The 22,766-nt window shown below is 35.7% G+C and carries 16 protein-coding genes and 1 riboswitch; of the genes, 4 read left to right on the top strand and 12 right to left on the bottom strand.

Features of this window, described 5'->3' with window-relative positions:
• Positions 1–37: 37 nt before the first annotated feature.
• From RBB48_RS29550 to RBB48_RS29540, 3 genes are all read left to right on the top strand, one after another.
• The gene (locus tag RBB48_RS29550; RefSeq protein ID WP_046955749.1) at positions 38–613 is read left to right on the top strand and encodes a hypothetical protein; all 576 of its coding nucleotides are present in this window, start codon (positions 38–40) and stop codon (positions 611–613) included.
• 208 nt (positions 614–821) lie between these two features.
• Positions 822–942: riboswitch (glycine riboswitch) on the top strand.
• Positions 943–1,049: 107 nt separating this feature from the next.
• The gene (locus RBB48_RS29545; RefSeq protein WP_000451054.1) at positions 1,050–2,417 is read left to right on the top strand and encodes an alanine/glycine:cation symporter family protein; all 1,368 of its coding nucleotides are present in this window, start codon (positions 1,050–1,052) and stop codon (positions 2,415–2,417) included.
• A gap of 226 nt (positions 2,418–2,643) precedes the next feature.
• The gene (locus RBB48_RS29540; RefSeq protein ID WP_046955748.1) at positions 2,644–3,837 is read left to right on the top strand and encodes a S8 family peptidase; all 1,194 of its coding nucleotides are present in this window, start codon (positions 2,644–2,646) and stop codon (positions 3,835–3,837) included.
• 99 nt (positions 3,838–3,936) lie between these two features.
• Here RBB48_RS29540 and RBB48_RS29535 read toward each other — a convergent pair whose 3' ends face one another.
• A complete protein-coding gene (locus RBB48_RS29535) occupies positions 3,937–4,461 on the bottom strand; it encodes a DinB family protein (protein WP_046955747.1) in 525 nt (174 codons plus the stop codon).
• A gap of 14 nt (positions 4,462–4,475) precedes the next feature.
• A complete protein-coding gene (locus RBB48_RS29530) occupies positions 4,476–5,243 on the bottom strand; it encodes a DUF3891 family protein (RefSeq protein WP_046955746.1) in 768 nt (255 codons plus the stop codon).
• A gap of 204 nt (positions 5,244–5,447) precedes the next feature.
• Here RBB48_RS29530 and RBB48_RS29525 point away from each other — a divergent pair, with 204 nt between their 5' ends.
• Positions 5,448–5,720 (top strand): HU family DNA-binding protein, encoded by a 273-nt coding sequence (locus tag RBB48_RS29525; RefSeq protein WP_001043960.1) that lies wholly within the window; start codon positions 5,448–5,450, stop codon positions 5,718–5,720.
• 39 nt (positions 5,721–5,759) lie between these two features.
• Here RBB48_RS29525 and RBB48_RS29520 read toward each other — a convergent pair whose 3' ends face one another.
• The 10 genes from RBB48_RS29520 to RBB48_RS29475 all read right to left on the bottom strand — a co-directional run bounded on the left by RBB48_RS29520 (position 5,760) and on the right by RBB48_RS29475 (position 22,414).
• On the bottom strand, positions 5,760–6,302 hold the full coding sequence (locus RBB48_RS29520) for a cold-shock protein (protein ID WP_088063307.1): 543 nt from the start codon (positions 6,300–6,302) through the stop codon (positions 5,760–5,762).
• 35 nt (positions 6,303–6,337) lie between these two features.
• The gene (sfp, locus tag RBB48_RS29515) at positions 6,338–7,087 is read right to left on the bottom strand and encodes a 4'-phosphopantetheinyl transferase Sfp (RefSeq protein WP_046955744.1); all 750 of its coding nucleotides are present in this window, start codon (positions 7,085–7,087) and stop codon (positions 6,338–6,340) included.
• Positions 7,088–7,151: 64 nt separating this feature from the next.
• Complete coding sequence (locus tag RBB48_RS29510; protein ID WP_046955743.1) at positions 7,152–8,591, bottom strand: MDR family MFS transporter; 1,440 nt, start codon at positions 8,589–8,591, stop codon at positions 7,152–7,154.
• Positions 8,591–8,815 carry an MbtH family protein gene (locus RBB48_RS29505; RefSeq protein WP_088063306.1) on the bottom strand — a complete coding sequence of 75 codons (225 nt, stop codon included), beginning with the start codon at positions 8,813–8,815 and terminating at the stop codon, positions 8,591–8,593. Before RBB48_RS29505 ends, RBB48_RS29510 begins: the two co-directional genes overlap by 1 nt.
• Positions 8,812–15,969 (bottom strand): amino acid adenylation domain-containing protein, encoded by a 7,158-nt coding sequence (locus RBB48_RS29500; RefSeq protein WP_088063305.1) that lies wholly within the window; start codon positions 15,967–15,969, stop codon positions 8,812–8,814. The genes RBB48_RS29505 and RBB48_RS29500 overlap by 4 nt, the downstream gene beginning before the upstream one ends.
• A 33-nt stretch (positions 15,970–16,002) precedes the next feature.
• On the bottom strand, positions 16,003–16,896 hold the full coding sequence (locus RBB48_RS29495) for an isochorismatase family protein (RefSeq protein ID WP_088081796.1): 894 nt from the start codon (positions 16,894–16,896) through the stop codon (positions 16,003–16,005).
• A gap of 29 nt (positions 16,897–16,925) precedes the next feature.
• Positions 16,926–18,542 (bottom strand): (2,3-dihydroxybenzoyl)adenylate synthase, encoded by a 1,617-nt coding sequence (locus RBB48_RS29490; protein WP_088063303.1) that lies wholly within the window; start codon positions 18,540–18,542, stop codon positions 16,926–16,928.
• A gap of 12 nt (positions 18,543–18,554) precedes the next feature.
• Positions 18,555–19,754: an isochorismate synthase DhbC gene (dhbC, locus tag RBB48_RS29485; RefSeq protein ID WP_088063302.1), complete on the bottom strand. Its 1,200-nt coding sequence runs from the start codon at positions 19,752–19,754 to the stop codon at positions 18,555–18,557.
• Between the two features lie 26 nt (positions 19,755–19,780).
• Positions 19,781–20,566: a 2,3-dihydro-2,3-dihydroxybenzoate dehydrogenase gene (gene dhbA / locus RBB48_RS29480; protein ID WP_306008669.1), complete on the bottom strand. Its 786-nt coding sequence runs from the start codon at positions 20,564–20,566 to the stop codon at positions 19,781–19,783.
• A 645-nt stretch (positions 20,567–21,211) separates the two neighbouring features.
• The gene (locus RBB48_RS29475; protein ID WP_306008668.1) at positions 21,212–22,414 is read right to left on the bottom strand and encodes an L-lactate MFS transporter; all 1,203 of its coding nucleotides are present in this window, start codon (positions 22,412–22,414) and stop codon (positions 21,212–21,214) included.
• Positions 22,415–22,766: the final 352 nt, after the last annotated feature.

Here is a 22,766-nt window from a genome sequence, read left to right as displayed (position 1 = left end):
ATAATTAAAGGATATTTACTTTTGGAGGTATTACCCATTGAAGAAATTATTTTTTAATAAATGGACAATAGTTATTTCTATTTTTATTATTACCTGTACGATTTTCTACACAACTAAAGATAAAAATAATAACGAAAAAACTATCGTAGAAACAATTGATACAAAAAGTTTTAAAACTAAATTACAACCAAAAATTGATGAATTAACTACAAATTATAATGACATCATCGAAAAAGATTGGTTGCCTGCCTGGGAAGAGATTAACACGAACGGAGATTCAGTAGACAGAGATAAACTATTAGTCACAATGACTGCTATTTCCAAACAATATGAAAAAATCATGAACGAAATAGACACTGTGAAAATTAAAGAAAATATATCGGAAGTACAAATACAAGAACAACTAATTTATTTCACAACTGAATTTAAGACTGCTTCTAAATTTATGAAAAACGCAGCAAATTTAATTATAGACGGAGCAAATAACTCTACTCCATCCAATGAAACAATTGAAAATACTAAACATGCTTTAGGACTTGCGGACCAACATATTGTCCTCGCTTTATCTACGTTAAATGAAGTTGAAGTTAAATTAGGACTTGCAAAAAAATAAAACTGGTTACTATTTTAACATAAAAAAAGATTGCAATTCATATTTTGTCTGTCTATAATGTTTTTATTGATTTACAATCAATATTTTTATAAATTTTATAATTCGGATGAACCATTCAGGAGAAGGTCTATTGATCTACCGACGGGGCAAAAAGTTGCTGAATCAACTTTGAAACTCTCAGGTCTTGTTTACAAGTAGAACTGCATGGGGACGAATCTCTGGAGAGACTCCCTCTCGCTTTTATATAGCGCGGAGGAAAAAGAGCACCGAAGGAGCAAATCCGCTACTATAGCGGATAATCTCTCAGGTAAAAGGACAGAGACAAGCGAAAGAAAATGCCGATTTGTATCGGTTTATTTTTCTATCCCTTGTTTCTCCAGAGACCATTTCATTTACTTGAAGTGGTTTTTATTTTTTCATAAAAAGGAGAATACAGATGGAGACAGTAAGTACAGTATTAGAACAAATCAATCACTATGTGTGGGGATTACCAACGTTGTTGTTACTCGTTGGTACTGGTATCATTCTCACAGTGCGTTTAAAAGGATTACAGTTTAGTAAACTATTATACGCTCACAAACTAGCTTTTAAAAAATCAGAAGATACATCTTCCTCTGGAGATATTAGCCACTTCCAAGCACTTATGACAGCTATGGCGGCAACGATAGGTATGGGAAATATAGCCGGTGTTGCAACTGCAGTAACGATCGGTGGACCCGGTGCAATCTTTTGGATGTGGATTACTGCTTTGTTCGGTATGGCAACAAAGTATGCCGAAGCAATTCTTGCGGTGAAATACCGTGTTAGTAATGAAAATGGTGAATATTCAGGTGGACCAATGTACTATTTAGAACGTGGTTTAGGTAAGAAATGGCTTGCAGTTTTATTCGCTATATTCGGCACAACTGCTTCTTTCGGTATCGGTAATATGGTGCAATCTAACTCAGTTGCAGAGGCAATGCGAATTAATTTCTCTTTCCCTCCTGCTTTAACTGGTATATTTATGTCGTTTTTAATCGCCATTGTTATTTTAGGCGGTGTGAAAAAAATCGGGAAAGTGACAGGATATATCGTTCCTATTAAAGCTTTCTTTTATATCATTGCTGGGCTTATTATTATTTTCTATCACTACGATCAAATTCCAGAAGCATTCTCACTTATTTTTTCTGGCGCATTCAATGGGACTGCAGCTGCTGGTGGTTTTATTGGCGCAACAATTGCATCTGCAATTCAAATCGGAATGGCGCGCGGTGTATTTGCAAACGAAGCTGGTTTAGGGAGTGCCCCTATTGCTGCAGCTGCCGCAAAAACTGATTCACCTGCAAAGCAAGCTTTAGTTTCTATGACTGGTACTTTTCTAGATACGTTTATTGTATGTACCATTACAGGGCTAGTATTAATTACTACAGGTGCATGGAAATCAGGTAAAACTGGCGTTGAAGCGACAACACTTGCGTTCCAATCTGTATTTGGCACTGCTGGTAGTATGATTCTTGGTATCGCAATTATATTATTTGCCTACTCTACTATTTTAGGATGGTCGTATTACGGCGAGAAGTGCGTGGCTTATTTATTTGGAGAAGGTGCTGTTAAATATTATAAAGCGATCTTTATTGTCATGATTGCTATTGGGGCTAATTTAAAACTAGGTATCGTATGGACATTTGCTGATATTGCAAATGGACTTATGGCGATTCCAAACTTAATTGGCCTTATTGGGTTAAGTGGTATTGTTGTTGCTGAAACGAATCGCTTTTTACAAGCAGAGAAATTGAAAGAAAGTCATAAAAAACAGGCAAGTTAATATAAAAAAAGGAATGACTCATACATAATGAGCATTCCTTTTTTCGTTTTCTAACTCAGTAAATGTCATGAAAAATATATTTATATCGATCTTTCCCTTTTTTTATTCCACTAAAAGTTTTTCACATAAATGACATAAATCGTATGGTCTAACTATATAGTTGAAAAGGAATGTGACATTAAAGTGTCGCCGAAAAACTCATCCAAGAAAAGGGAGGAAAAATCTTTTGAAAAACAAAATCATTGTTTTCCTATCTGTGTTATCATTTATTATTGGTGGTTTCTTTTTTAACACAAATACTTCAAGTGCTGAAACATCATCTACTGATTACGTCCCTAACCAATTAATCGTTAAGTTCAAACAAAATGCCTCTTTAAGTAATGTTCAATCTTTTCACAAATCTGTCGGTGCTAACGTTTTATCTAAAGATGATACGTTAGGTTTTGAAGTCGTTCAATTTTCAAAAGGTACTGTCAAAGAAAAAATAAAAAGTTATAAAAATAATCCAGATGTGGAATATGCAGAACCGAATTATTACGTTCACGCCTTTTGGACTCCGAACGACCCATATTTTAAAAATCAATATGGATTGCAAAAAATTCAAGCTCCACAAGCTTGGGATAGTCAACGAAGTGATCCTGGTGTAAAAGTAGCTATTATTGATACAGGAGTTCAAGGTTCACACCCTGATTTAGCTTCGAAAGTAATTTACGGACATGATTATGTTGACAACGACAATACATCTGATGATGGTAATGGTCATGGTACGCATTGCGCTGGAATTACTGGAGCACTTACGAATAATAGTGTTGGAATTGCTGGTGTTGCCCCACAAACTTCAATTTATGCCGTCCGCGTATTAGATAATCAAGGAAGTGGTACTCTTGATGCTGTAGCGCAAGGGATTAGAGAAGCTGCTGATTCAGGTGCAAAAGTAATTAGCTTAAGCTTAGGCGCTCCAAATGGTGGGACTGCTTTACAACAAGCCGTTCAATATGCATGGAATAAAGGCTCTGTTATTGTTTCAGCTGCTGGAAATGCTGGAAATACAAAAGCTAATTATCCTGCTTATTACAACGAGGTGATTGCAGTTGCTTCTACAGATCAATCAGATAGAAAATCTTCATTTTCTACTTATGGTAACTGGGTAGATGTTGCAGCACCAGGTTCAAATATATATTCCACATATAAAGGAAGCACGTATCAATCATTAAGTGGTACATCTATGGCAACACCTCATGTTGCAGGAGTCGCTGCTCTTTTAGCGAATCAAGGATATAGCAATACACAAATCCGCCAAATTATTGAGTCAACGTCTGATAAAATTAGTGGTACAGGTACGTATTGGAAAAATGGTAGAGTCAATGCATATAAAGCTATACAATATGCTAAACAATTACAAGAAAATAAAGCCTCTTAAGAAATAATGTAAAACTTTAATCAGTGATCTGCCATTAGTGCGGGATAAAATAGAAGGAGAGACTTTTACAATTAAAGGCTCTCCTTCTTACAAACTATATTACTCCCCCTCCTTCTGCACCATATGTAAATACAGTACAAAATCCGTCATTGTCGACGAATGACCGAGTTGACGGATCATCGCTGTTATATTTCCTCTATGATATGTACCATGATTTACGACATGTTGTACTAACTCTAAAATTGAAGTTTCTAATTTCCCTGCATATGGATTCTCGATAACAAATACAGCATTCACGTCTTGTATTGTAATTAAAAAGTCTTTATATTGATTTGCCATGTTTTTAAACATTTTTTCTAATTCATGTAACGATTTAGTTTCGATTTGTTTTCGTAAATTTTCTCGGTCTTGTATTGCTTCATTCATACTTTTACCATGCAATATGTGTAACCACACTTGATCTGTAATATAAATATGCGCAAAAGTATCCTTAATTGATGGAAATACACTCTGTATCTTTTCGCTAAAGATTGTCTCATAGCTTGGTAACTCTTTTAATCGATTGAATAATCGCGTATTAGCCCAATCATGGTAATCAAACTGTTTTAACATGTACTCTTTCAATCTAAATCGCCTCCTTATTGTACGAAACGAATGTTTTGTTTCTCCATTTCCGATTCTCTATCAGCTTTTGCAATCCCTTTTTCTTCAACTACATGTTTATTTATAGTTTTATATTTTACATACGTATGAAATTCCGTTTGAAATGGAAACGGTGTAATCCGTATTGTTTCCTCGTCCACCCATTCAGCTTGAATAGGTTTCTCCACCTTACTATTAAACATTTCCGTTCCTTCAAAACCACCTTTAAACAAATCAATTTCATCTTCCTTTTCTACGCCAGGTTTATTCATACACACATATAAAGAAAGTTCATCGCAAAACTTTAATAATCTATAATGTTTATCGAACATCGCAAATTGTTCTTTCGTTAACGTTTTCAAAATTCTTTTTTGTCGTTTCAATTCATGTTTATAAAAAGACATCATTTCTTCGTCTTCGTCATTTAATGAAAATGATAAAAAATGTTTACTACAAAGTAATGCTCCGTATGGATTCGAATCTTCAATTTCATTCAAACCAATCGTATAAAAAACAAAACGCAATGAACTTGGACAATCCATAAATGTATATGGAATATTTTTAGCATCATTCAAAATTGGTACTTTATCAAGTTCTATCCATCCTCTATCATGCTCATATATTGCATCAATTGTCTCTTTTAAGTATGTTTCATCTTCAAAAAAATCTTCTTTTATATGCTTTGCAATCTCTCCAGCTAAAAAACCATGATCATGTTGACGAATTAATATACTTTCTTTCTCATTCTTTTCACGAAAAATCATTCATATACTCCCCCTCATCCTCATATTACAGCATTTTCTATACATCAATTCTTAATTAATCCCTAATTATTAGCAGGGATTCAGTCTCTTACAACGAAATTAACATAACTATATAGTATTCTTTCTAACCATATAAATAGCTTTCTCTATACTATCCATTATACTAAAACATTCATTCTAAAAAACTTTTTATGAGGTGAAAACATGAACAAAACAGAATTAGTTAAAAACGTGGCACAATCCGCTGATATTTCTCAAAAGGAAGCTTCTGCAGCGGTACAATCCGTATTTGACACAATTGCTACTGCATTACAATCTGGCGATAAAGTTCAATTAATCGGCTTTGGAACGTTTGAAGTGCGCGAAAGATCTGCTCGTACAGGACGTAATCCACAAACTGGCGAAGAAATTCAAATCGCTGCTGGTAAAGTTCCAGCATTTAAAGCTGGTAAAGAGTTAAAAGAAGCTGTGAAATAAATAAGAAACCAGCCATTTTATAGGCTGGTTTCTTATTTTCTATTTAAGCAGATTTTTTATATTCTCTGCATGATATACTTCACAAATATAAAATATGCATTTGCAATTACTTACAATTTGATATTTTCTAGTTGGATACACATTCGCCGTAACAGAGCATCCATCAAACAATTCAATAATATTCCCAGATGGCTGATATCCTTCGTATAATACGTTTCTTCTTACTTCCATCTTTTCTATAATTTTTTCAACTGGAATATTCCCACTCTCTAATTCACTCTTAATTGTATTTGGTAAAAACGAAGTGTCCGCAAAAATTAGATTCTCAGATAACACTTTTCCTTTATAACTAACATTGGATACACGGTAAAGAAATGTTCCGTTTTTATCAAAGAAATTCTTTGCTTCTTTCGGGATGTACTGTCTATCAAATACCTCTTGTTCGAGAATTTCAAACTGAACTGTATCATTCAAAAGCTTTTCTAAAGCATGAATAGATGATGTATCTCCAGAAAATAAAATATTTTTAATTGCTTGTACATTATAAGTGAATTCATTTGTTCTATTTTCCGCTACTAACATGAGGAACACCTCTTCTATAAGATTTTTTATTTAACTTATTTATAATTTAAAAGCGCTACTGCGTCTAACTGTGTAATTTCAGTTACTTCTTTACTAAATATTGCAATTGAAGCCATATAATCTGCACTTGGCCTTATATCCTCCATCATTGTATTTTCTACTAACTCTTGCCTATCCTTAAAAACTAACAAATTTGGAGGATCATTTGGAGCTGATACAGTAATACCTACTGGTGAAATCATTAGTCCTTCACCTGTCGCTTTTAGTACCGCTTCTTTTCGAGTCCAATATGTTAAAAAACCTTCTATTTTCTGTTCATTAGGTAATTTCATAACTTGTGCTATTTCAATGTCTGTTAATACGCCCTCTGCCATTTTCATAACATCTACATTTGGATTCATTTGTTCAACATCAACGCCTACAGGTGCAGACTTTGTAAATGCAACAACAACCCACTCACCCGAATGTGAAACAGATATTTGCGGCATTCCTTCTGGTAATTGTGGTCTACCATGTTGTAACTTACATACAGGGCACATTCGATTAATCGGTACTTGAACTGGCGACATAGAAAGGATCTTTCCAAGAACTAATCTACTAATTACACAACCTATTATAAATCGTGCACGATCTGCCGAATGATGATATGAATTTGCTTTCTCTCGTTCAACATCATTTAGTAAATTGTAATGCCATGATTGTAAATCTGAAATTCTTGCCCACCATATTTGACAACTATTCTCATTAAGAGTTGGTACAGAATCTACAACTTTACTCTCTATCATGTAAACTCTCTCCTTCTAAAAAACAATATCATTTTATTTCAAAAGAATATTATTATTCTATAACTTATTCGTTTACAACTTCTTTTTCTTTTTGTAATATAGGTAACGGCTTTTTCTTCTTCTTTGCCATTACCTCTTTATCAGAAATACGTAAAGAAAATAGTAATGCTACGAGTAAAAATATTGCTGATCCAATTAACGCAGCTTGATATGGTAAGAAATCTGACTGAGCATTATTTTGTACACTATTATTTCCAAAACCGGCTAGTATACTAGCTAAAACTGCAACTCCTATCGCTGAACCTAATCGATTTTGCACATTAAATATAGTCGTAGCTCTCCCCATAGAAGGTGGCGTGATATTATTAAATGCAGAAAATTGAACTGCTCCAACAGACTGACCTAAGAAAATACCGATACCAAACAATAATGCCCGAATTTGCCATGGGTTCGTATCGTGATTTACAAAACTTAATAAAACAAAGATAATCGCCGTACAAATTAATCCAATAGAAATTACCTTTCGAGCTCCTAGTTTCTTATATGACCATGGCACAATCTGTGACGATATCATTAACCCAATCGCCTCTGGGAATGTCGTAAGACCTGATTCCAATGCGGAAACCCCTATTACATTTTGATACATAAGTGGAAAAACAAATAACGTTCCTAGTAAACCAGCGGATGAAAACAATGAAATAAGACTCATTTTTCTAAAGACTGGTTCTTTTAATAAGCGTAAATCTAACATCGGTTGCTTTACTCTAAGTTCTACAATGATAAACAATGTAATGAATACAATCCCAGCTATTCCAGTACTTATAATCTCTGAAGCCCAGCCTTTTGACGGCCCTTGACTAAGTGCATAGATAAGCATCGCGAATCCTGGTGCTGAAAGAACAAAACCGAGAGAATCAAAGCGACCAGCTGATTTTTCAATATGCTCTTTTAAAAATAGTAGACCGAATAGTAATGCTACGATTCCGAACGGTAAATTAATATAAAATGCCCAGCGCCAAGACATTTGATCTACAAAAAAACCGCCAATAATTGGTCCTACTGCCGGTGCTACAGCAATTGGCAACACAATAAACCGTGAAATTTTCGGCCTTTCCTCTGGTGAAAATGTTCGGAATAACATCGCCATCCCAACTGGTGTTAAAAGCCCCCCGCCAGCACCTTGCATGATGCGAAAAAGATTCAATGAAGTAATATCATTCGCTATTCCACATAATGCAGACGCAGTTGTAAATACGAAAAGAGCGGTTAGAAATACTCTTTTCGTACCGAAGCGATCTCCTAACCAACCAGAAATCGGAAGAAAAACAGCTAAGCTAACTAAATACCCAACATTAACCGTCCCCATTGCAGATGGAGGCACTTGTAGTTCTTTACTTATCGTTTGGAGTGCTACATTCACAATCGTTGCATCCATCGCAGCCATAAACATCGCTGTTATATATACGATGCTTACAACTACTTTTGGATTTATTTTTGCCTTCATTATCGTTTTCCTACTAATATTTTTTCGCCCACTTGTTTACTTTTCGGATTCAAATCTTCCCAGTTATTTTCAACATATTTTAAACAATCATTCCTACTAGCCTCTTCATGCACGACATTCCAACCAATAGGTACATCAAGAAAAACAGGCCAGAGAGAATACTGGCCCTCCTCATTTTTTAGTACTTTATATGTGTAATTATCATTTTCAAACGGATTCGTCATACTGTACTTACCCCTTTCTTATCCTGCAAATATTTCGCTAATACTTGTCCAATCTCTGTAAGTGGTCCTGGTTGACATAAATCTTTATGTCTACAATCAATATGGTGTTGCACAATTTGCCCCTCTAAATAATTTAGCCACGTATTTGGAGAGATAGGATCGAACCAGTCTGGTATAACAGTAGATCTAAAGAATAAAATATCTCCGTTATAAACTTTCGGTACATATTTCCCTAACAATCCTACCGAATTTACATATGTTTCTTTCAAATTTAAAATCGTCTCTTCTTCAAGACTTGCTAATGCACTTCCATCTTTACGAAGTATTTCTACTGCACTTTCCATCGTAAGTGGTTTACCATCCATGTTATCTGGATCGTATCCACCTAAAGCAAGTAATGCGATTAACGCTTCTTCTTCAGTAGGTGCTTCCGTATTCGGTAAGAAGTGACCTGGATAAGAATCCAGCATAACGAGTAATTCTACTTCTTCCCCTTCATTTTGCAGTTGCGCCGCCATTGCATGCACAACATTTCCTCCGAGCGACCAACCGAGTAAACGATATGGTCCGTGAGGCTGTACTTCACGAACGTGTTTTAAATAATCCGCCGCCATCTCCTCTAAACTTTTTGGAAGTTCTTCATTTTTAGCAATACCACGTGCTTGGACACCGTAGATTGGATAATCTGTTCCTAAAGATTTCATAAGTCCTGCATAGCACCAACTTAATCCACCTGCTGGGTGTACACAAAATAGTGGTAATTGGTCTCCGCTTGCTCGTAATGGAAGCAACACATCAAGTGCACTTTGTCCATTTCCCACTTCAAGTCTTTCAGCAAGACCCGCAACAGTAGGTGCTGCAAATAAAGTTCCGATATTTAGTTCGACCCCAAGTGCTTCTTTAATACGACTCATAAGCTGCACTGCAAGAAGTGAATGGCCACCTAAATCAAAGAATCCGTCATCAATTCCAATTTGCGGCACACTTAAAATTTCTGTAAACAAGTCACATAACATTTCTTCTTGCGGTGTTCTTGGTCCACGACTAGAAGATGATGCGATAAATTCTGGAGCCGGCAATGCCTTTCTATCTAATTTACCGTTTGGAGTTAAAGGCAACTCATTTACTACTACAAAAGCGTATGGAACCATGTAATCTGGTAAACTACCTCCAGCATACTTACGCATTTCATTCGTATCAATCATTTCATTATTTGATGCGACGATATAAGAAACTAACCGTTTATCCCCTGGTTGATCTTCCCGTACAATAACGGCTACTTGCTCAACTTTAGGATGTTTCATTATTACCGCTTCTATTTCCCCTAATTCAATTCGGAATCCACGAATTTTTATTTGATGATCTGCACGTCCTATATAATCTAGCGTCCCATCTTGACGCCAACGTGCTAAGTCCCCAGTACGATACATTCTTGTACCTGGCTTACCAAATGGATCTGCAATAAAACGTTCTGCAGTTAAGCCTGCTCTTCCTAAATATCCACGAGCAAGCCCTGCACCTGCAACATACATTTCTCCAACTACTCCAGGTGGCACCGGTTGTAAATAGTTGTCTAACACATACACTTTAAGATCAGGTATACTACACCCAATTAAACTGTTTGCTCGTAAAGAGACGATTGTTTCATCTAATTCAATATAACTAACATGTACTGTCGTCTCCGTAATACCGTACATATTAATAAGTTTTGGTGCGTTATGAGAATGTCGACAATACCAATCTTCTAATCGACTTAGCTCAAGTGCTTCTCCTCCAAAAACAACATATCGTAAAGATAATTTTTGGCCAATTTCTTCATTTTCATGATCTGCTTGCATCAATTGATAGAACGCTGATGGAGTTTGGTTTAAAACAGTTACCTTTTCTTTAACAAGAAGTTGTAAAAATTCTTTCGGCGAGCGACTTACAGTATGTGGTACTACGACTAAACGCCCACCATATAATAAAGGTCCCCAAATTTCCCAAACCGAGAAATCAAAAGCATATGAATGAAACATTGTCCATACATCGTTCTCGTCAAATTGGAACCAATGATCAGTTGCTCCTAAAAGTCTTACTACATTTTGATGAGGTATCATAACGCCTTTCGGTCTACCAGTTGAGCCTGATGTATAAATAACATACGCAATGTGCGAAGGAGATAACTGCTTCATGCGCTCCATTTCATCAATATTGTCTTCACTATATTTCTCAATTTCCCCTATTACTTTCACATCATCAACTAAAATTTTCAGTTCCTCATCACATTCAATTTCCACATCTGAATTTGTTAAAACACATGATGGTTTCGCATCGTGGAGCATAAATGAAATACGATCTGACGGATAATCCGGATCTAACGGAAGGTATCCCGCACCAGCTTTCAGAACAGCTAGTAAGCTTACAACCATATTTAAAGATCTCGGCATCGCTAAAGCAACGAGTTGATCAGGGCCTACTCCATTTGCTATTAGCAATCGAGCTATTTTATTCGCTTTTTTATTCAACTCTTCATAAGTTAACTTTTCATCTTCAAAGACGACAGCAATAGAATTTGGATTTATATGAGCCTGCTTTTCAAATAATTGTGGCAATGTCATTTCTGGTACAATTTGAAAACCACCATTCCACTTTTCTAACACTGTATTTTTCTCTGCTAAAGTTAATATTTCTAATGTGCCAATTGATTGATCCGGATATTTCGCTGCATCATCTAATAACAAAATAAATCGTTCAACTAATTTTTGAACTGTTTCACGTGTATATAAATCCGTACTAAATTCTAGTAATCCGTTTAAGCCATCTGGAGTACCATCAACTCCGTTACTCTCGCTAATTTCAAATGTTAGATCAAACTTGGCAGAACCAACGCTTTGAATTTCAAGGTTCGCTTCTATATCCGGAGCATCAAACGTTGCTTCTGGCGTATTTTGGAAAGCTAACATAACTTGAAACAGCGGATGACTATTTCGAGTACGTACTGGATTTAACACTTCAACGAGTCGTTCAAATGGAACATCTTGATTTTCATAAGCTGCAAGATTTGATTGCTTCACTCTATTCAATAATTCTTTAAAGCTTGGATCTCCTGATGTATTTGTACGTAACACTAATGTATTTACAAATAAACCGACTATGTCAGAGAGTGCATCTTCATTTCTTCCAGCAATCGGACTACCAATTGGTATATCAGTACCTGCACCTAATCTTGTAAATAGCGCACTAAGTCCTGCTTGCAACACCATAAACAAACTAACTCCGTTTTTCCGTGCAAGCTCTACTAACCTACTATGCATACCCGCATCTATTTGAAAATGAATTGTTTCTCCGTGATAACTCATTTCAATTGGACGCTGGTAATCTGTAGGTAACTCTATTTTATCTGGTAAACCTTCTAACTCTTTCTTCCAAAAATCTAATTGTGTTGAAATAAGACTTTCTGGTGTAGTTTCATTACCGAGCAGTTGTTGTTGCCAAAGTGCATAATCTGCGTATTGAACTGGAAGTGTCTCTAGCTGAACTCTGTTACTTTGACATCGTGCTTTATATGACGCTGTAAAATCTCTCGTTAACGGTTGTAATGACCAGCCATCCCCTACAATATGGTGCAATAGAATTAGTAATACATGTTCGTTTTCATTCACTGTAAATAGTTGCAGACGAACTGCTGGTTCAACATCAAGGTTAAAACTATATCTTACCGCCTCTACAAGCACATTTTCTAACTCATCTTTACATGTTTTTGTTATTATCATTTCTAGATTTAAATTTTCCATATCTAAAATTTTCTGATAGGAACTACCTAATACGTTAGGGAAAATCGTTCTAAGCGTTTCATGTTTCTCAACTACATCATAAAAGGCACCTTGCAATGCTTCCTCGTTCAACTTTCCAGAAATACGAACGACTAATGGAATATTATAAGTAGGACTTGGACCTTCTAAACAATTTAAGAACCATAACCTGCGCTGTGCAAATGAAAGTGGAACTTCATTTGGTCTACTTACTTTCTTAATAGCTGGTCTTGCAGTTTTTGCTTGATCCAATTGTTTCGCCAGTTCAGCAACAGTTGGCGATTCAAATAGTTTTCCTATTCCTAATTCAACACTTAACGTTTCACGAATTCTTGCCATTAGACGAGATGCAAGAAGCGAATGGCCACCCATTTCAAAGAAATTATCATCAATGCTAATGCGAGAAACACCAAGTACTTCTGCAAATAAATCACATAATATTTCTTCTTTCGGATTTCTAGCAACTCTCTCCTTGTTCATTTCATTAAAATCAGGAGCAGGTAATTTCTTTCTATCAACCTTACCATTTGGCGTTAATGGTAATTCTTCTAGCACAACAAATGCCGATGGCACCATATAATTCGCTAAACTTTCTGAAACATAAGAACGAATTTCTGAAAGGTTAATCCCTTCATTCCCTTCGGCAACGATATACGCAATGATTCGTTTATCATTTGGGCGATCTTCCCGTACCATTACTACCGCTTGTTGAATATATTCATGTCGTTGTAATACCATTTCAATTTCAGCTAATTCAATTCGGAAACCACGAATTTTAATTTGATGATCTGCGCGGCTCATGTACTCTAACACACCATCATTACGCCATTTCACAAGATCACCTGTGCGGTACATGCGCTTCCCTGGTTTTCCATAAGGATCTGCAACAAACCGTTCAGCCGTTAACTCTGGTTTTCCTAAATATCCGTTCGCAAGCCCTTCCCCTGCAATATATAATTCACCAATTAATCCAGGTGGTACTGGTTGTAAACCTGCATCTAATACATACACGTCTGTACTCCAAATTGGCTTTCCAATAGGAGGTATACCAATTTCATTTTCATCAATGTTCATGACAGTAGACCAAATAGTCGTTTCAGTTGGTCCATATAAGTTTGTAATAGAGCAACCTAATTCTTTTAATATATTTGCTAAATGGGCTGGAAGAGCTTCACCACCAACGAGCACATTTAGCCCTTGTAGCCTTTCTGGATATTCAGTTACTAACGCCTGCCATAACGTCGGTGTAGCTTGCATAACTGTCACTCTTTCTTCTTGTAACAGTGCCGTTAACGCAGAAGGCTCTTGAATTACCTCTTTTTGTGCAATTGTTAAACTTGCACCACTAATAAGAGGTAAATAAATCTCTAGAGCAGAAATATCAAACGCAAATGTTGTAACTGCTACTAAATGATCGTTCTCATTTAGTGAAAACATATCGTCCATAGCCAATAGAAAGTTACTTAAAGCTTTCATAGGAACAATTACACCTTTTGGATTTCCGGTTGAGCCTGAAGTGTAAATTGTATACGCAGGCTTTAAAAATGAATCATCATTTCTAAATGGTAGATTCCTATGAGAATATGCTTTTAATGCTAGTTCTGTTTCTTCTCGATCTAATTCGATTTTTTTTATATCATTTTCTATAACTAAAGTAGATGAAACAGATGAATGTGTGATGATATAAATTGGTTTTGCATCATTTACTATATAATTTATTCGCTCAGCTGGATATTCTGGATCTATCGGTAAATACGCTGCACCAGCCTTTAAAACTGCTAGCATACTAACTACCATTTCTATTGACCTTGGAAATACTAAAGCTACAGACTGATTTGGCCCTATTCCTTCTTCTACTAAATAGTGCGCTAGTTCATTCGCCCGTTCATTTAGCTCTTTATACGTAAGGTCTACTCCGTTACACGTAACCGCTATTTTATTTGGATTTTTTTGTACTTGTTTTTCAAATAATAAAGGTAGAGTGATTAAATCCTCAGCTTCCTTAGTTTCATTCCATTCGAATAAAACTTTATGATTTTCTTCTGGAAGAGTAATGTTTATATTTCCAATCGACACGTCTTTTTGATAATCATTTATCACTAATTCTAATACATTCATAAATCTCTCTTTATGCAATGCTAGTTCCGTATCACTATATACTAACGGATTCGCATCAAAATGAATCATTAGCTCATTTTGATCAAAACGTTTATATACATTTATCGATAAATCATCGACTGGTCCTGCTGATAAATTATGTGTAATACCACGATTCCCAGCAAAATTAAGCCCATAATCAAAAGGCATCACATTCACTAACGGCCCGAATAACCTTTGATTTTCACCTAGTAACTTTAAGTCTCTTCTTAATTCCTCATGACGATATTTATGATGACGACGTACTTCTCGAATCTCTTTAGAAACTTGCTGTATGCATTCCGCAAGAGTTATATTTGGAGTTACTGTAATACGAAGTGGTACTAAATTCATTACCATGCTCGGTGTATAAATAGATGCAGAACCGAGACGCCCCATCATTGGTAAACCTAAAACAATATCATTTGCACCTGTTAATTTATGCATGTAAATACTTGTTACAGCTACAATAAATTCCGGCCAATTTGTTAAAGAAACATTGATATCTTCAAGTAAAGTTTTCGTGCTAGAACTGGATAAATAAGCTGTTTCTCGTAAAAATCCATTTGATGTTCTCGGCGCTCGTTCTGCTAAACTTATGACATCCGGTTCATCTGCAAACTTTTCTAACCAAAAAGTACGATCTTCCTGAAATTGTTTAGACTCACGATACTCCATATCTTCTTGTACAATTTTTGCAAGAGAACCAAATGGCTTTTCATTCTTTCTTGTTTCTTCTATAAGTGATGTATACTCTTTCGCTACCTTTTGGCTTAGAAGTGAAAATCCATAGCCATCCATCACAATGTGATGGATGCGCTGATACCAAAAGAAACGATTATTTTCAACTTGAATAAGTGCTTCAGTAAATAAAGTATCTCTTTTCAAATCGACTGGCATAGATAAATCATTTTTCATCCATACTTTAGCAGCTTCTTCAGGATTTTCTTCTTTACGAACGTCAATAAAATGCATATGAAACTGTAATTCTTCAATAACTTGCCATGGACCAATTTCATCCTCTTCGAAGCGAACATGTAGTGCTTCTGCTTCTGTTACAACTTTACGTACTGCTAATTCGAAAATTTCTTGATTAATATTTCCGTTTATTTCAACATATTCCCCAGTATTATAAATCGGATTAAGCGGATCTAATTGCTGTGCAAACCACATACCAGTCTGCGCAGATGATAACGAATGACGAACCTTTTGACTATTAGGCATTCTTTACTACCCCTTTATTATGTAGTCTATTTGTTACAGCACCTGTGCTGTCTGTGAAGATAGTAAACTGTACCAATAGGAAACAGTTGGACGTTCTGCTAAATCTGCAAAAGTTATTTCTTTCCCTTCGCGACGCCACATCTCTACTAAACTCATAATTCTGACCGAATCAAGTCCTCTATTTAGTAAGTCCTCATCAATATCAATACTCTCTACTGGCTCACGAAGTAGTTGTGCAACTAGTTCATGCACTTCCTGTAAAGTGATTCCTTCACTCTCATCACTTTTTACACTTTGTAAATCTTTTAACAGTAAGTTTGTTGATGTCGTTACTGCACATCTATTAGATGCATACTCCAATGCTTGTTTATGATGGTCTATTGAAAAATCAGCAACTGCATCTGCTACAAAAAATGGTTCTATACCATCCATAAATGCTTCGCAAGCTGTTAAAAGGCAGCCGATATGCGCATAAATACCGCAAATAATAAGTTGATCTCTTCCCTGTTCATTTAAAATTTCTAATAGATTTGTCTTTTTAAATGCACTATATCTCCATTTTGTTAAGAATATATCATCTTCATTAGGAGTAAGTTCATCGACAATTTTCTTTTTATCTGGTCCAGCAGGAATACCGTCACCCCAGAAGTCTTGTAATAATCCACGTTGTTCTAACGTTTGTCCACCTGGTTGTGCTGTATAAACAACTGGTATACCAAGTTCCTTACATTTTTCTCTTATCACCTTAATATTTGAAATGAGTTCTACTTTTGGTGATTCTTTATCGCTATATGCATCAAGAAAATATTCTTGCATGTCATGGATTAAAAGAACCGCACGTTTCGGATCTGGCGTCCAGTTCACTTTATTTTTTGGTAGTTCTGATTCAACTGGCATTTTGTATACTGAAATAGATGGGATAGCCATCTAATCACTTCCTTCCAATTTTTATTTTTTTATCGCTTTACCGTAATAAGTTTTTCCGTAATGACTTTACGTAACTCTTTTTTGCTTACCTTTCCAACACCTGTTTGCGGGAATGAATCAATAAATTCAATTCGATCTGGAATCTTATAAGCCGCTATACCCCGTTCTCTTAAAAACATTTTTAATTCACTTACTGTCGGAGCTTGTTCACGAGCTATTACAAACGCACAAGTACGTTCTCCTAAATAATCATCAGGCATTGATACGATGGCTACATCATGTACTGCATCATGTGCTAATAAATGATTTTCAACTTCTTCCGCAGCAACTTTCTCGCCACCACGGTTAATTTGATCTTTATCTCTTCCTTCTACAATGATGTAACCTTGTTCATTTACTTTTACAAGATCACCTGTGCGATAAAATCCATCCTTTGTAAATGATCGTGCATTATGCTCTTCTGCTTTATAATAGCCACGAATTGTATAGGGCCCTCTTGTTAATAAACTACCTACTTCACCAGGTTTTACATCGTTATCATTTTCATCAACAACCCGTACTTCATCGAATGTAGACATCGGTCTACCTTGTGTATGAATAATGATTTCTTCCGGATCATTTAATCTCGTGTAATTTACTAACCCTTCTGCCATACCAAACACTTGCTGTAACGTACATCCAAATGTAGGGCGAATACGCTTTGCAACTTCGGCACTAAATTTCGCACCACCTACTTGAATCACTTCTAGGCTCGATAAATCGTTATTACGGGAAGATGCAGCATCAAGCCAAATCATTGCTAATGGTGGAACGAGCGCTGTAATCGTTACTTTTTCTTTTTCTATAAGAGCAAATGCCTCATCTGGACTCCCTCCAGTTGCTAACACTACTTTTCCACCCGCATAGAAAGTTCCAAATGTCCCTGGAGAACTCATCGGGTAATTGTGTGCTACTGGAAGAACTGCCATATAGACACTTTCTGCATTTAAATTACAAATTTCAGCGCTAACACGTAAACTATAAATATAGTCATCGTGTGTTCTAGGAATTAATTTAGAAAGTCCTGTTGTCCCTCCTGATAATTGGAGAAACGCAACATCACTTGGCTGAACTTCTGGTAATGGAACGGGATCTATATACAGATCACTTATGTTCACAAACTCTTCTTCTTCTCCCACTACAATTACATGTTGTAAAGTTGGTACTTTCTCTTTCACTTCTCTTGCTAGTTTTCGATAATCAAAGCCGAGAGCCTTATCTGAAATAACGTAAGCACTCGCCTCACCAAACTCACAAAAATAACTAATTTCACTGCTTCGATGTGAAGGTAGTGCAAAAACAGGAAGTGCTCCAATTCGAAATAGCGCAAAGCATATTTCGAAAAACTCGATAATGTTGGGTAACTGGATTACAACCCGGTCCTCTTTCTTTATTCCTAAATTCAGTAAACCTGAAGCTAAGCAATCTACTTTTTTATCAAGCTCACTATACGTTATATGCGTATTACCACTTACAACTGCAATTTCATCTCCATGCTTTTCAGCACGTTCTCTTAACAACGAACCAAATGTTTCTCCAAGCCAACATCCTTCTTCTCGATAACGATTTGCAAATTCTTCTGGCCATTCCGTGAAACCTGCTAACATTCTTTCTTCCCCCTATTTTTCATTCAGCGAATTATCACTTAACCCTAGAGCCTTCAGCATTGTTTGGAACTTAGCTGATGTTTCTGCTAACTCATCTTCTGGTTTTGACTCAGCAACAACTCCTGCTCCTGCATATAAACGAAGTGTATTTTCTTGCACTTCAGCACAGCGAATTGTAACAATCCATTCACCATCTCCATTTAAATCGCTCCATCCTAGCATTCCTGTAAAGAATTCACGGTCAAATGGCTCAATTTTTTGAATCGCCTCTCTCGCTTCTTCCATCGGTGTTCCGCAAACTGCTGGCGTAGGATGAAGAGCAATTGCTAATTCCAAAGAAGTAGTATTCGGATCCTTTAGTTCACCTTTCACTTCAGTAGACAAATGCCACATCGCTTCACTATGAATAACGGATGGTTTTTCCGGAACATGTAATGTATGACAGTATGGACGAAGCGCAGCAGCAACCGCTTCCACTACTACCGCATGTTCATGTAAATCTTTCGGAGAAGAAAGTAATTCCTCTGCTCTTCTCTTATCTTCTACTGGATCATCACTACGTGGTCTTGAACCAGCTAACGGATTAGAAATAACTTGCATACCATTACGTGAAACGAGTAATTCAGGACTTGCTCCAATTAATGTTTTATTACACTCGTTTTCATCTTCCGGTAAATTCACAGCAAATGTATAACCACGCTTATTATGCTCTGCTAATTCTCGAAGAAGTTTTTGCTTATCAATCTTTTCGGAAGATTCAACATCTAATGATCTGGATAGAACGATTTTCTTTAAATCGCCGTCCTGTATTTTTTTAATCCCTTGCTTTACACCATTCATATAAACTTCAGGATCTGGTACAGGCGTCATTTCAAATGCCAGTTTCTCATTTCGTTTTATCTCATTTGTTGTCTCTAACTGTAAACGCTCAGTAATTCTACTATGTTCTGGTACGATAAGTTGAACTTCTTTTCTACGATCAAAAGGCAAAGCACCAACAACGATAGGGTTCGGATTTCCAGCTTGTTTTGCATTACGTAATACCGCTTGTACAAGTTCTGTAAAACTTTCAATTTCATGATGTTTTACTGTAGTAAACTCTCCTTCTGCCAATATCGTTCGATTTGGTGAAGCAAAAAAGAACGAAGATTCAGTTTTATAATCTTCTAATAATTTTTCCGACAGTTCCTTTACGGCTATAAGTTCATTCATAGTATTAAAACCTCCTGAATTTTTTATTAAACTCCTAATGTAGCTCCGCCATCGACACATAAATTGTGCATTGTAATATGACTCGCTTTATCAGAGGCTAAAAACAATACTGCTTCAGCAATTTCTGAAGGTTTTGCAATTTTTTGTAACGGAATACCGAGTCTATATGTATTTTGAGAACCAGCAATTATATTTTCAGCTCCATTCTCATCAGCCCATAATAATCTTTGCATTTTAGTTTCAGTAGAACCTGGAGAAACTAAGTTACAGCGAATATTGTATGCTGCAAGTTCTAACCCTAAACATTTCATAAACATCGTCGTTGCAGCTTTTGATGCAACATACGCAGCCATCTCCATTCTCGGAGTATTTGCCGCATTTGAGCCAACTGTAACAATTGCCCCTGACTTTCTTTGCATCATATATTTACTTACTGCTCGGCACATATAGAAAACTCCTGTAGAATTTACAGAGAATGTTTTATTCCAATCTTCATCACTTAAAGAGTGAATCGCTCCCATACGTAAAACCCCTGCAACATTTACTAATATATCTATCGGTGCTATATCATTTTCAATCCGTTCTACTACTTTTTCAACAGCGGCACTATCACTCACATCTAAACGAAACGTTTTCACACGTGTTTCATTTAATTCATTTTGATTTAAGAGTACGTTTAACCCCTCTTCAGTTTGATCAGCCCCAATAACTGTAGCTCCTCTTTCTAAAAACATGTTTGCTACAACACTACCTATACCTTGCGCTGCACCAGTTACTAAAACCGTTTTCCCATCAAATTCCCCTATGTTCATTTCCTCTATCCTTTCATATAAAAATTAATCCAGTTTAACATCATTAATGATAACGATTTTCATTATCAATGATGATGTTAAAAATAATACACTTACTAAACTAATTGGTCAAGTGTACTTTTCATCAAAATTTTATTCATTGATAATGTTTTTCATTTAACATTCTTACACCTAAATGATAATCTTTCTCAATAAACTTGTCAACCTATTTTTATTTTTCAGATAAAATATCTTAGTGATTCTCAATACAATTACATCTAAAAGCATTAATAAGTACTTACATTACACATTTAATTCATACTCCTCTTTTTAAACTTGTAGAAGACCAACTGTAGATACCTTCATTTACAAAGCCTTATCAAAAACTCAAGTATATATTTTCTCAACATTTTTCTGAAAATACCGAGAAAATATATCTTGCAATTATTGATGTATGTCTTGTTTATATTTTAAGATTTAATACGTATTTCGGATATAATGTATCACTTTTTAATATTCTAATATAATCCAATTGGGTATTTCACTCGCTTTTTTGTCTCGAAAATCCCAAAGATTATATAACCTCCTTGCAATCATTCATAAAAAAAGCACCCTATTTAATAGGATGCTTTTTCGTATTTATAGTGTGATAGAAGATTTATATACTTATGCTACGCTGCGATACTCTTCTTCTTGTTCTTTTTTCTGCTTAGGTGCTTGAATTAAAATTGCGATAACAAATGATACGACACATAATACACCGATCACCATGAAGGTTGGTTTGAATCCACCTAGAAGTGCACCGATAAAGGAACCTGCAAGTGCTCCAAATCCAAATCCTTGATACACAATTCCGTAGTTCTTACTATGGTTTTTCATACCGTAGAAATCACCAACGATAGCTGGGAAAATAGTGATATTTCCACCAAAGCAAAACGCTACGCTTGCTACACATACGAAGTAGATACCATAATTTAAATCTACGAAACTTAAAACCAAGACTGAAGCTGCCATAACAACAAATGTACCAGTAACGATTTTTAAACGGCCGATTTTATCTGATAACGGTCCTAAAATAATACGACCTAATGTATTGAAGATTGCAACCATAGCCACCGCATTAGCTGCTGTCGCTGCGCTAAGCCCTACAAGTTGAACACCAATGTCTTTTACCATACCAATTAAGTATAAGCCACTCATACATGATGTAAATAACATAATAAATAATAAGTATACTTGTTTTGTGCCTAACATTTCTTTCGTTGTATATTCCTGAGTTTTTGTTTCATGAACTGCTCCTTGATCTGCAGCTTGATGGATTAAACAAGCGCCAATTACAATCATAGCTGTAACAATTAACCCCCAGTATATAAACGCTTGTGATACACCAACTGATTCAATTAACTGTGCGTTAACATATTTAAAGATTAAGCTACCTGAACCATATGCAGAGACAGAAATACCAGCAATTAAACCTTTACGCTTTGGAAACCACTTTATTAAATTGGATAGTGAAGTGATATATGCTGTACCATCTGCATAACCTACAACAACCCCTGCTAGTACATAAAGCAATATTAATGAGGAAGCTTGTGAACTAAGTATTAATCCTAGTCCTAATGCTAGTCCAGCTATCATAATAAGTTTACGAAGTCCCCATTTTTCTTGCAATTTACTCGCAAATAAAGTCGAAAGCGCTAAGGAAAGACTAGTAATTGAGAAAGTTATAGCAACTGCGTTAAGACTCCAACCGTATTTACTAACTAAAGGCTGATTAAATAAACTCCATGTATAAATCGTTCCAAGTCCCATTTGTACTATGACTGTACCAAGGACAACAAGCCATGGATTAACATTTGATTTTTTCATACCTTTCCGCCTCCTCTTTCTATTTCAATGCTATTCGCTAAATTTTCTTTTTTTATGTTCATATTGGCCACCTCATTTGATTTAACACCTTCATTGTATAAGATGTTTCTGTTTATGTAAGCACTTACAAGATAGAGCGTCAAAAATATGGAATCAGTTACAGAAAACGAAGGACGAAATACAAAAAACGAATTATTAAATACGTAAATAGTTATTATTATGTTTTGCATCCATACGACTTACAGCTGTTTTATCATCTTCTTTTATAAAAATTATGTCTCAAGTTATATGATGGCTAGATTACAAAAATTCGATTTTCCTATACAACAAAAAAACTATTTTTACACTATAG

Origin of the sequence: Bacillus sp. MMSF_3353 (assembly GCF_030733445.1) — a bacterium.
Lineage (GTDB): Bacteria > Bacillota > Bacilli > Bacillales > Bacillaceae_G > Bacillus_A > Bacillus_A wiedmannii.
Note: the sequence above shows the minus strand (reverse complement) of the source record. Positions and strands in the feature narration are given on the sequence as shown.